This is a genomic window from Bradyrhizobium zhengyangense (assembly GCF_022012435.1).
Taxonomy (GTDB): domain Bacteria; phylum Pseudomonadota; class Alphaproteobacteria; order Rhizobiales; family Xanthobacteraceae; genus Bradyrhizobium; species Bradyrhizobium zhengyangense.
On the sequence record NZ_JAKLUA010000049.1, the window covers coordinates 1 to 12,382 of the forward strand.

General features: G+C 59.3%; 10 protein-coding genes. 5 read left to right on the forward strand and 5 right to left on the reverse strand.

The features are described 5' to 3' along the window. The 4 genes from L6637_RS41525 to L6637_RS41540 form a co-directional block, all read left to right on the forward strand. On the forward strand, nucleotides 1-150 hold a 150-nt coding region (locus L6637_RS41525), incomplete at its 5' end, for an ATP-binding protein (RefSeq protein WP_237874373.1). Between the two features lie 87 nt (nucleotides 151-237). Further along, nucleotides 238-936 (forward strand): ERF family protein, encoded by a 699-nt coding sequence (locus tag L6637_RS41530; RefSeq protein ID WP_237874364.1) that lies wholly within the window; start codon nucleotides 238-240, stop codon nucleotides 934-936. A 40-nt stretch (nucleotides 937-976) separates the two neighbouring features. Beyond that, on the forward strand, nucleotides 977-1,255 hold the full coding sequence (locus L6637_RS41535; protein ID WP_237874366.1) for a DUF968 domain-containing protein: 279 nt from the start codon (nucleotides 977-979) through the stop codon (nucleotides 1,253-1,255). Between the two features lie 438 nt (nucleotides 1,256-1,693). Further along, nucleotides 1,694-1,909 carry a hypothetical protein gene (locus tag L6637_RS41540; protein ID WP_237874367.1) on the forward strand — a complete coding sequence of 72 codons (216 nt, stop codon included), beginning with the start codon at nucleotides 1,694-1,696 and terminating at the stop codon, nucleotides 1,907-1,909. Here the strand turns inward: L6637_RS41540 and L6637_RS41545 are convergent. Continuing rightward, the gene (locus L6637_RS41545; protein ID WP_237874368.1) at nucleotides 1,879-3,318 is read right to left on the reverse strand and encodes an AGE family epimerase/isomerase; all 1,440 of its coding nucleotides are present in this window, start codon (nucleotides 3,316-3,318) and stop codon (nucleotides 1,879-1,881) included. The two genes, L6637_RS41540 and L6637_RS41545, sit on opposite strands and share 31 nt — an antisense overlap. 899 nt (nucleotides 3,319-4,217) lie before the next feature. Between L6637_RS41545 and L6637_RS41550 the strand changes: the two genes are divergently transcribed. Further along, a complete protein-coding gene (locus tag L6637_RS41550) occupies nucleotides 4,218-7,274 on the forward strand; it encodes an efflux RND transporter permease subunit (RefSeq protein WP_237874375.1) in 3,057 nt (1,018 codons plus the stop codon). Nucleotides 7,275-7,569: 295 nt separating this feature from the next. On the opposite strand, the gene L6637_RS41555 is transcribed toward L6637_RS41550, so the two are convergent. The 4 genes from L6637_RS41555 to tnpC form a co-directional block, all read right to left on the reverse strand. Further along, complete coding sequence (locus L6637_RS41555; RefSeq protein ID WP_237874369.1) at nucleotides 7,570-7,839, reverse strand: hypothetical protein; 270 nt, start codon at nucleotides 7,837-7,839, stop codon at nucleotides 7,570-7,572. Nucleotides 7,840-8,362: 523 nt separating this feature from the next. Continuing rightward, complete coding sequence (locus tag L6637_RS41560) at nucleotides 8,363-8,665, reverse strand: hypothetical protein (RefSeq protein ID WP_237874370.1); 303 nt, start codon at nucleotides 8,663-8,665, stop codon at nucleotides 8,363-8,365. A gap of 117 nt (nucleotides 8,666-8,782) precedes the next feature. Next, nucleotides 8,783-10,042: a tyrosine-type recombinase/integrase gene (locus L6637_RS41565; protein ID WP_237874371.1), complete on the reverse strand. Its 1,260-nt coding sequence runs from the start codon at nucleotides 10,040-10,042 to the stop codon at nucleotides 8,783-8,785. Nucleotides 10,043-11,764: 1,722 nt separating this feature from the next. After that, the coding region (tnpC, locus tag L6637_RS41570; protein WP_237874372.1) for an IS66 family transposase at nucleotides 11,765-12,382 on the reverse strand (618 nt) is incomplete at its 5' end.

Sequence of the window (12,382 nt, forward strand, 5' to 3'; positions counted from 1 at the left end):
ATGACCCTCGCCGCTATCGATCGCCTCGTTCATCACGCCACCATTGTCGAGATGAACGTCGAGAGCTATCGCAGACGGACCGCCCTCGAACGAAAACGCGGTCCAGGACGGCCGCCATCGCACGCGACACCCAAAACCGTCGCTGATTGACGCTGCGCGACAATGAGAGACTTCCTACCCAGATCGCCGCGCTACAGCCAGAAGAGGCCTCGTCACCCCGGGCGACATCATCCCGGAATGGTGGGCGACATCGAGCGGAATCAGCAGGACCTCACCAACCCCGAGAGGACCCTGACCGCCGTGATCCGGTCGGCGTTCCGACGGGAGGACGACAGCACCTTCCGCTACGCCTCCCTTGCATCGGGCCTGGACATAGTGCTGAAAACGCTGAGCCAACAGGAAATCGCCACCATTCAGACCACCCGGACCGAGGCAGCGACGGGGCAGATCCACCTTACGACTCTGCTTGCCCACGCCTCGGGGGAATGGATCTCGTCAGACCTGCCGGTTTGCCCAAGCAAGGACACCGAGGCACCGCCCCGGATGGGAACGGCTCTAACCTATGCCCGGCGCTACGCGCTCTTTGCTCTGGTAGGAATCGCCGGGGAAGACGATCTGGAGGCCCCGGCGGCAGTTGCCGGGCCTCAGGCGGCGCCCCAGCCCCGGCGCACTCCAGGATCAACAGGGAAGCCCGCCAAAGGTGTTTTGAACCGGCCGCCGGTTCTGGACTCCCAGCGATCTCTCGAGCTGCGGGACCGGCTCACTGGCGAGCTCGCAGCCCTGAACGCGGAGGACCTTCTGCCCTGGGCTAACTCCAACATGCCCATCAAGAACGCTCCTCTAGGGGCGGATGCTCGGATCGTCGAAGCTGCCTACCGCGCCCGGCTTGCGGAGGGCACCCGCTGGCAGCCATTGAACCGGAGGCGGGCCCGCTGAATCGAACCCTCTCGAGCCGACTCCGGATCCGGCGGACGGTTTGGCGTTTCCTAAAGAGCCCGCACGGAAGCGAAGCAAGGCCCACCTGCGCTTTGTCCGGGGCCAGCCGTGCCTCATCTGCAAGCCGGAGCCCTCGGATGCCCATCACCTCAAGTTCGCTCAACCAAGGGCGCTGGGCCGGAAGGTCAGCGACGAGTTCACCGTGCCGCTATGTCGATCTCATCACCAGGATTTGCATCGCGTCGGCAATGAAAAGTCCTGGTGGAGCAACATGCAGGTAGACCCCGCTTCCTATCGCGCAGGACCTTTGGGCCGCTAGTCCTATCCACGGCAGGCCGGCTCCGCCTACCGGGCCTTTGGCTTCCGGAGCAGCCATCGAACGGCTCGGGCGTTCGTGCGCAATGAACAAGCCGTTCAACGCTGAGCCAGGATCAGTCACTACAGCGGTGCCCGCGGAGCTCGAAATCCTCGCGCCGACACCGCTGCTGCTCCCCGGGGAAAGCCGTCAACAATATGACACGCTCCGGCAGATAATACTCTGCCGATATCGCGCCTGAATCCGCAATCGAATGGTTGTTGGCGACCGATGTGGCAGAGCTATCGTGGGAAATCCGCCGCTACCGACTGAACGCCACAAGCTGCTAGAGAGCTATCGGCAAAAGGCGATCGAGACGGCGCTCCGCAGCATTGATGTCGTGGGCATTAACGAGCCCTTTAAGGAAGCCGCCGAACGTCACACGGCTCAGAACGCACTAAGATGGGCGATTCGATTGCGGCCGCCGAAATCGAGGCGCGCCTTTCAGCTCATAGTGTGAATCAGCACTCGGTTAGCATGGAAATCTATCTGCAGGAACGCGGGCAATACCTGCTCTTCGAGGCGCTCATCAACTCAGCTTACTTCCATCGGGCGGGCTTATTACGAGAGATCGCGAACCATGCGCCTCAATGCACGTTGCTGAAGACCACCGATTGAACTCGCGCCCCATCGGAATTTGATTCCGCGTCGATCCTCATTACTGTGCCCGAAAAATAATACGGCTGTACCGACTTCACCCTATCATCGTCTGCGAAGGCGTAATGAAGGACCACAGGCTGCTTGTTCAGGGTCTGGCCGACAATGTAGCCGACCAATGCATGTTCAAACGAGTGATATGCATTTTTCCATTCCCATTGCTTTGGTTGCTTCCGCTGAGGCATATCGGTCTTCCCGTCTACGCCGTTCCAAATCTCGCCATGCTGAGTATCGACAAAGTGGCTGAACCAATAGTCGTGCACCCGTGGAAGATAGCGCGCGTATGTCGGATCGGTTAGGGCCATGGTTCCGGCCAGCTGATCGAGCTCTGCGTAGACCCACCAGGGCTTATCCAAATCTAAATTGCCGCCGGCGAGCAGCCCACCAGCCCAGCAGCCACAGTCTTCAAGGTAGGCTCGTCCAAGCAATGCCCGCGCGTTGTCTTCAGCGAATTGAACTAAGTCCTGATGTCCGGTCAGCAGGCCTGTGAATCGGATCATCCAAAGAGCCTTTGCGTTGTGGCCGAAATCTGTTGGCGTATTGGTCAAAACCATATCAGAAGGTTTGTTGGCCGCTCTGAAAAAGAGTTTGTCGGCCGGCGAGTAGAATTGGTCGATCATCACCTTGGCGAGTCGGATCAGAGTGTCCTTCCAATCGCTCCGAGTTGGCTCCTGCAGCAAAGGAGCGATGAGGACCAAATAGGTGTTCATCTGATCGAGCTGGGAGACCAGTTGCTTATCCTCGCGTGTTGCGCCAGCTCGGAAAATCAGCTGCGATTGCAGCGCGCCTCCTGCTACAGAATACTTTTCGAAGATGTAGTTCTTCACTGAAAGGAGGTCGTGCAGGACGTCTGGGTCGCCTGTTAAGTAATAGTAGAACGCCAGGCCGAGCAGACCATAGGCCAGCTGTTGGGGCGTGCGCAGGCCGGGCGCAGGCCCCCACGAGCCCTGCGAAAGATATTGCGTCGTCGCTATCCCGCCATTTGATCGGTCGATGGCGTTGAAGCGGATGAAATCGATGCCCGCTTTCATCATGTCGAGATACTTACGCTCACCAGTCAGGTGGAACGCCACGCCATATCCGAACGATTGCCGAGAAAGCGCCACGGTGTAGCGTTCATTGAGCGTCCGTCCTGGTCCAATTTCCGGGCAGGGTGCTCTCTCGCTATAGAGCGTTCCATCATCACATCGTATCGACGGAAAGGCCCCGACCGGCTTCCCAAGTGCGGCTTCCGAGCTCCAAAACGGAATCAAATCGTTCACTAGATGATCGAGCCAGCGCTTTCCGGAGGGAGCGGCTTCTTGCGCCCAGGCGGGAAACGCGACGACAACCAATACAAGGAACGTAAGCTGTAGCCCAGAGCGCTTCATTGGCAGTGCCTCTGTTTGAACGTTAGGACCCGAGGTGGAGACGATCTCGATGCCATTCTAGGGAAGTCAGATTACAGCACGCGGCTGGCAAGGCCGCCACTGCCGTTGTGTATCTTAGGCCCGGTGCTTTGCTTGACGTTAGCGTTTCTGTAGCGAGATTGTTGCTCTTTTGCACGAGCCGGCTTGATCTGCTGGCGTTCAGAAGGCTCTTTTGAAAAAGATGGTGGATCGAGGAGTTGTGGTTGGGATGACGTCAGTTCGACAAATCGAAGCCAATCGGACCAACGCGAAGCGAAGCACAGGCCCGAAGACGCCAATCGGCAAGGAACGGTCGAGCGGCAATGCGCATCGCCATGGATTGTTACGATGGCAGCCGGAGTGTGGCGCGGGATCAGAGGCGATCGCCAGTGCAATTTTGGCGGAGCTCGTCGACCCATCGCGCCAGCCGGATTAGCTCTTGCTGAAGTCAGGCTGCTGCTTTGGATATCCGCGATGCTCGGCGTCGGCTGCTTGAAGGATGACGGAGAGCCCCGAGCATAAACAAGCGCCTCGTGGGCCTGGAAAGTTACGAGAAAGCCGCCCGGGGCAGGCAGCGACGCGGCCTCAAACGCCTGCGAGCGGACTATGCAGGTTCGGATGGGGCTTGAGCCGCGCACATGGGGCACCCTCGGAAACGGCCTACGGGGAAAAACGACGTCTCAAGGCGAAAGGAGCACGGCTACCGCGCCTTACTTTGCACAAAGTGCCGAAACGATCGGGGGTCATATTGTCGATAGATACTTGATCCACTCGTGCTTATCATGGAAGTTAGCCTAGCAGGATCAAGCAGTTAGAGCACCAACAGGAAGTCCATGTCCTCGATCTCGCAGCCCTTTATCCGCAGGCCAGTCGGGACCACATTGCTCTCGATAGGCTTGTTCCTTTTGGGCATTGTGGCGTACCGATTCCTGCCGGTTGCCTCGGTCCCGAACGTCGATTTTCCCACCATCTTCGTCTACGCCTTTCGCCCAGGCGCAGCCCCGGCGATTATGGCCAGCACCGTAGCCGCGCCACTCGAGCGACGGCTCGGCGAAATCGCCGGTGTCAATCAGATCACTTCTACGAGCACTCTCGGGCTGAGTAGTGTCCTCTTGCAGTTCGACATCGGCCGCAGCCTTGATCGCGCTGCCCGAGACGTCCAAGCGGCCATAAACGCATCGCTTCCTGATCTACCCGGCGATCTTCCCTCGCTCCCGCGGTTTGGCAAGGCCAATACGTCCGGCGCCCCGGTCTATGTTTTGGCCCTCACCTCGAAAACACTCCCGCCGGCCGCACTCTATGACGTCGCCGACACGGTGCTTTTGCAGCGCATCTCGCAAGTGCCAGGCGTCGGCAATGTCACTGTCAGTGGTGCCGATCAACCGGCGGTGCGGATTCAGCTGAACCCGGTCGCGCTATCGAATGCGGGGATCGCGACCGACGACGTACGCACCGCCATCATCAACGCCAATCCGCTCGGCCCCGTCGGCATCTTCAACGGCGAGCGCCAGAGCGAGACGCTGTCGCTCAACAGGCAGATGCGCACCGCGAAAGAGTTCCGCGACATCGTCATTAAGAGCTCCAAGGGCAATTTCGCGCGGCTCTCCGACGTCGCCAACATCGAAGATTCCGTGAAGAACGTACGTTCGGTCGCCTGGTTCAATAAGCAGCCCGCGGTGCTGATCGAGATCAGGAAACAAGGCGATGCCAACGTTATCGACACGGTCGACGGCGTGAAGGCACTGATTCCCGAGCTCAAGCAGTGGATCCCGGTCGGCGTCGAGGTCTCCACTTTAGTCGACCGCACCGGCACGATCCGCGCCAGCGTGACGGACATGCAGTGGACACTGCTCGCGACGGCCGTGCTGGTGATGGTCGTGGTGTTCGTGTTCCTGCGGCGGCTGACGCCGACGATCGCGGCCGGCATCTCTGTGCCGCTGGCGCTAGCCGGCACCTGCGCCGGCATGTGGGTCGCCGGCTACTCGATCGACAATCTGTCGCTGATGGCCCTCGCGATCTCGGTCGGCTTCGTCGTCGACGACGCCATCGTCATGATCGAGAACATGGTCCGCAATCTCGAGCACGGCATCCGGCCGATGCAGGCGGCGCTGGAAGGCGCCAAGCAGATCGGCTTCACCGTGGTCTCGATCAGCCTGTCGCTGATCGCCGCGTTCACGCCGCTGATCTTCATGGACGGAATCGTGGGCCGCCTGCTGCGCGAATTCTCGCTGACGCTGACCTTCGCGATCGTGGTCTCGACCCTAGTGTCGCTGACTGTCACGCCGATGATTTGCGCCCATTATATCCGCCAGCCAACGTTGGGGTCCGCGACGCTGTTCGATCGTATGATCGAAGACTCGCTGTCGCGCATTGTCTCCTTCTATACGAGCACATTGCGCGCGGCTCTGGAATTTCCGATCCTGACGCTACTGGTATTCCTCGCCACCATCGCCCTCACTGTCACGCTCTACATCAAGGTGCCCAAGGGCTATTTCCCGACAGATGATTCCGGCTTTGTCATCGGGGCGACCCGCGCCTCCGCCGACACCTCCTTCCAATCGATGCTGGGTCTGCAGCAACAACTCGCCGATATCGTTCTCGCAGATCCGGCGGTGGCCGGCCTCGGCTCGGTGGTCGGAAGTGGCGGCGGTGTCGGCGGACAGGGCGCAAACCGCGGCATCATGTTCATCAACCTGAAACCGCCTGACCAGCGCGGATACGTCTCGACCGAGATCGTGATCGACCGGCTGCGGCGCGCGCTCTACCCGGTCGCGGGCATCCGCCTGTTCATGTTCGCCGCCCAGGACGTCCGCGCCGGTGGACGGCAAAGCGACTCCAACTACCAGTACACGCTCGCCAGCGCCGATCTCGGGCTATTGCAGAAATGGGCGCCGATTGTGGCCAAGCGAATGGAGACGGTCGACGGCATCACCGACGTCTCCAGCGACCGAGACCCGAACGGATTGCAGTTGACGCTCTCCATCGACCGTCAAAAGGCCTCGATGCTCGGCGTTCGCGTCCAGGACATCGACAATGCCCTGAACAACGCCTTCTCGCAGCGGCAGATCTCGATCATCTACACCCAGCGCAACCAGTACATGATCCTGCTGGAGATCGATCCGAAATTCCAGGTCGATCCATCCAATCTCGATCGCATCTATGTCGCGGGCGCGGGCGACGTGCAGGTGCCGCTTTCGGCCGTGGTCCACGCGACACGCGGGCTTGCGGCGCTCGCGGTCTACCATTCGCAGTCGGTGCCCTCGACCACGGTGTCGTTCAACACGTTGCCTGACGTCGAGCTGCAGGCGGCCACGCAGAACATCCAGCGTGCGGTCGACGAGTTGCACATGCCCGAGGGCATCCGCGGCAGCTTTGACGGCAATGCCGGCGATTTCGCCAGGACCAGCGGCCGCCAGCCATTGCTGATCCTGGGCGCGCTGGTGGCGATGTATATCGTGCTCGGTGTGCTCTATGAGAGCCTCGCTCATCCCCTCACGATCATCTCGACACTTCCGTCAGCCGGGCTCGGGGCTCTGCTCGCGCTCCAGATCACCAACACGCCGCTGACGGTGATCGCCTTTGTCGGCATCATCCTGTTGATCGGCATCGTCAAGAAGAACGGCATCATGATGGTCGACTTCGCGCTTGACGCCGAGCGCCAGCGCGGCCTGTCCTCTGCGGAAGCGATCTACGAGGCCTGCCAGGCCCGCTTCCGGCCGATCCTGATGACGACCATGGCGGCGCTGTTCGCGGGCATTCCGCTGGTCGTTGCGACGGGTCCAGGCACGGAGCTGCGGCGGCCGCTCGGCATCACCATCATCGGCGGCCTGTTCGTCTCGCAAATCCTGACGCTCTACACCACGCCCGTGATCTATCTCCTGATCGACCGACTGCGGCGACCGCGAGGGACAGAAGCGAGCGTTGTACCCGCAGAATAACCCCCCGAAATGCCCGTTCGCTTAGTACCTGATATCGCATCGGCGATCGGCTGATCGCGGATGCTTTGGTACCGGTGGATGATGACGTGGTCTGAGAGCTTTAGAATCATGAGTGGGCCGCCAGACTTGAGGCGGTATTGCTGGCAGCCCTTACCGGACGATTGAAATCGTGGTCTTGAGGCTCGCTTTGGAGAAAGACCAGCCCCGTCCGGTGCAGCGATGGATACCGGCCGCGGGCGAGTGCCTCAAGCTCGGGTTCGATTAACCTCACTTGGTAGCGTTAAACGGTGGATGGTTACACTGGAGAGTGAACGAGTGTCCGCCGTCCAAATACCGGCAGCGAATGAACCTGAGAGTCGGCCGCGGCCGAGAACGTCTCGTCGACTTCGCAATCAAGGTCCGCGATCACGTGTTCAATTGCAGCGATGGCCTGTTGAATTGTTGCGAGTTGCCTCAGCTCGTCATCACCAACCCGACCGACGCGGTTCTGCAACGCGACGACCATCTCGCGTCGCCGTTCCTTGAGCTGGACAAGGGGTAATGCATGGTCTGGTGGGTACTGCATCTGAGACCTCTTGGTTTCTGTTGGTCACCACCTTAGCAATAATCCGCTGAAGTGCCGTTGCAAGATCCTCTCAATTTTGACGTTTCGCGATCCGTCAGACCTCGGCTTAACAAAATTCTAACCACGAGACCCGGCCACCGCGTCCCGGCGCTGGTCGCAGATCATGCATTTGAAGCTGTGGCTGATCTGATCCAGCGCTGCCGGCAACTGTCGGAGGACAGGACATGATCGACATCAATCGGCCAATCGGCCAATCGGCTAGGCCGGCAGCCGGTTGCCCAGGCACGATTGCGGTTTACCGAGCTTCTTGGCGCGCACCTGCTGGCGATGCCAGCCTTAGGCCGCGTTGCGAAACGTCAAGGCTAGTTCCCAACGTGGTCGAAGTCACCGTGCCGGTGATGCTGGTGACATCGAAATCCGCCCGAGAGTTGCTGTAAGCTGGCCGCTGAACGAGATGTTGGCCGAGGCGAACTCAAGCCATTGCGCCGAGGGTTACTATAGTTTCGACAGTTCCTATCGCGCATCATACCCCGACGTCAGGCCGGCCGATGATATGCAACTTCCACTTCATTTGCGGCTGGCTCTGCTTAATGCATAGCCGCCCATCGATAACCGGAAGCTTGAGCACCGAGCTCAGCTGATTGCGGCAGCAACTTTGCGAGCTGTCAGGAAAACCCGGCTGGTAGACATACAAGCGAGCATAAAATGGCTCGATCGTGATCAGGACGTCGATGGTCTTGATGGCGCGCGGCAGCTTGCCTGACAGATCGAGCAACCGGTCACCCGGATTGCACGCCAAGGCTATCAATGCAAGGGCCAGAACCATGAGATGACCTTACCCGACCGCAAGCGCACGGTGTAGCCAAGCTCGAACCATCCACCGCGCCCGAAGGTTCCGGTTCAATTGATCACTTTAAAGGAGCTGCTGCCAGGGTCAATGGAATCAACTACCTATCGGGCCTCGCCCTTTGGTCGAAATCGCCGCGCCAGAGACTACACCAGATACGTGCGCTCTTCGTCCGTTTGGCGGATCCCGCATCGCGATTTTGTCGACTGCATCAGCCAAATAGTCAGGATGGTGGTGGCCGTAGGTGTTGAGCAACACCTCAAGCGACATTCCGAGATAGCCTGCTGCCTGCCAAGGATCCGAACCTCTTTGCATCAGCCAAGTCGCTGCAGTATGCCGCAGCGTTTGAGGCGAGATGCCGCGACCAAGTCCCGCATGTCTTACGGCACTCTTGAACGCTGTTTTGACCGAGCGGATGGCCTTTCCGTTGTATTCGACAAAATGGTTCGCCGCCGGGTCAATCCGATGCCAGCGTCGCAGGTGAGCAAGCAAGCGTAAGGGTATCGGAACCGTGGGCTGCCGCTTGTTGGTTTGGATACTCCCCTGTTTTAAGCGGTAGTAGCGCCCACGCTCCAAGTCGATGTAGGAGCGTCCAATCGCTGGAACGGGAGATGCGGCTGCGATGGCTCCCGCTCGAGTCCCGCTGTAGATGCCAAGCAAAATGAACCGAGCAAGGTGGCGCAGCGGGCGCTTATTTGTCGGGACTTTTACAACGTCCGTCGATTGGCGCGAGCGCTTCTGCATCTCGCGATACCGCCAACAGGTCCAAATTAATCTCGCCGTGTCGCCGCGCGTCAGCCACTTGTCTCGCGGTTGACCTCTCTCTGGCAGCGAGACTTTAACAATTGCTCGATGATACCCCTCGGCCGCATGGTAACGAATCGCAGCACGGAGATCTTCAAGGTCTCGGCGCGAGCCTCCTTTGTTTCCACGCATTTTGGCATACAAGCGACATGCCTCTCCGTTGAGCTCACCCAGCATTTTTGCTCCCCACCACTCGTTTAGCCGTTCGATTCGCTTCTTGAACTTGCGAATGTCGGCGACGGCATCTTCGTTCGCAGTATTCACGCAGAAACGCTCATGAAGCTTGTCTAGCCGCGCCTCCAAATAGATCGAGAGGAGATCCGCAATTGCGATATCGTCTATATGGCGGACCCGTCGCTCCGGTGCGTGCTTTGAGGCTAAGTAATTCCTCAGCTTTTCTTCGGCGACCGCAATCTCATCTGCAGAGCAGCCTGTGCTAACGTCCCGGCCATTGTCCCTGATGATCCAAGTCGCTTTGTGAGTGATCTTTCCGCTCTTGTTTTGACGAGCGGCCTTGAGCTGAAGTCTTGCTTGCTTGTTCCTTCGCGGCATAGCTCTCGCATTCGTTTAACATGAGCCAGCGTTGTAAATTCCTTGCCAGCAATCTTTTCTATGACCAGTCGGTTACTATCACTTTCTTGACGCAAACCCGCGACCGTCATCCCACCTAAGGGAAATGCGATCTTCACCGCATCTGCAAGGCGAAGAAGGGTATGGGGTGTAATTTTCGGCTGCGTTCCGCTTGTCATCGGCTCCCATGGATCGATTAGAAAAGACCAAGTCTACGATGCCGGCGCCTTAGTGAAAGTGAAAGATGCACGCTACTTCCATCGCGGGATCGGCGATCTTCTCGTAAAATCGGTGGATAAGACAACCTTAGAGATCGAAAAAGCCGTTGCCCTTAGTTTGCTTCGCGGTGCCCCATCGCTAGAGCCTCCTGCTCGTTTACTTTCCGGCCATCTGTCATCCACCTCCGCGTCGACGTGGTGCACAACGAGGCGAACAATGTGCCCACCGTCAACCGCGAGCAAGGTTCACGGTGTCGATTGGGCGACCCCACAGCCAATCGATCCACAACGGCCCATCCGGATTGAGAATTGCTTCAACGATTGATTAATCTTTAAGATAGTCCGCAATCGTTATGCCGAGAGCGCCATGCAGCATTCGCGCGCAGCGTGATATCGACTCCGATTGAGTGGATTCAATTGCAACCGGCGTCCTCGTCGAATGAGGTGGTCGAAAGCGCACCCTCCGATTAAAGCCACCAATTGAGTTGGCGCAACAAGCACTTTCGACAATCGTAGATCGGCGTAGAAAGCCAGGAGTGGAGGGGATGCTTAACGTTGGTCTCTATTCACAACACGCGCGCTAACATCCGCGGGCGTTTTTAAGGGAAGGAGGTGAACCTCCTCCGAATGAGTGAACACCTGTAGTAGGCTCCGAGAGCCCGCAGGTATCGAATGCCAGAACGTCAACGTCGATCGTTCACCAAGCGCCAAGCCGTTGAACTGGCGGTATCGAGCGGACGATCGATCGGTCAATCGCCAAGGAGCTCGGTCTGCGCGACTAGGTGCTGCGATGCTAGGTGGATAAGCTCCGGCAGGAGCCGGCATCGGCGGCGTGACGCCCCACCACGCAGGCGAACGCGGATGCTGGCGGACCAGGCTTCGGAGATCGCCCGGCCGCGCCGGAGAACGAACGGCTGCGGATGGAGCGCGATATTGTAAAAAACTATCACGGGCCGTTGCTCGCCTGCGCGCGATAGAAACTGCCCGTGCTATCCTCGCCTTGCGGAGGGTGCGGCCGTCGGCTTATTGGAGGTTAGTCCCCGCTAGAAACGTGGTCCATGGGCGCATGCAAACTTGAGAGTGGTGACGCCACTTCGGCGGCGATCCCGATTGGGAAGATGACGATTGGCATAGCCAGACCCCCCGCCATATTTTGACGGAGGACTGTGATGTCCAAGAGAACGACCGGCGGTCGCCCGGAATTGAAGCCGGTCAATGTTGGTGCGGCTGCCATCGACATTGGGCCAAAAATGCACGTGGCTGCAGTCGACCCAACCTGCACCCAGGTGCGGCGTGATCATCATCGCCTTCAATGTTGCCTCGATCGACCGCTTCGGATCGGACAGGAAGCTGCGAGGCCGGCCAAAGTCTTATCTGCCTCGGCATAGAAGACATGGAGGGTGGCACCGACCAGGGTACGCCTACGAGGAAGGCCGCCAGATTGACGCGGGCGCGCGGGGGCGGCGAGCTATATGATGGGTGAAGATCAGGCGGCTTGCTGATCGCCGGAGTTGCCGGCTTGGCGCAGGAGCTTCCATTCCCAGGGCAGCAGTTCGTGCAGACGCGATGTGGGAAGATCGGCGATGCGGGCGACGACGTCGGCGAGCCAGGCCTTAGGATCGACGTCGTTGAGGCGACAGGTCGTGATCATCGTCAGCATGATGGCAGCACGGTCGGCGCCACGCTGGCTGCCGGCGAAGGTCCAATTGCGCCTACCCAAGGCGATGCCTCTCAATGCACGCTCAGCACAATTGTTGGTCAAGCAGATCCTGCCATCGTCGAGGAAGCGGGCGAAGTGGTCCCAGCGCCTGAGCATGTAGTTGATCGGCTTCAGGACCTCGGAAGAGTGCGAGAGGGTTTCGCGCTCGCGCAGCAACCAGGCATGCATGTCTTCAAGAAGCGGCTTGCTTCTCTCCTGGCGCACGGCATGCCGCTCGTCGGCATTTCGGCCGTTGATGGCGCGCTCGATCTCGAACAACGCATCGAGGCGTCTGACCGCCTCCAGTGCGATCGGGGAGACCGGCTTTCCCTTCTTGCCTTCCCGAGCATTCTTCTCGATGTCAGCCAACTCGAAGAAGCCCCGCCGCGCATGGGCCAGGCAAAA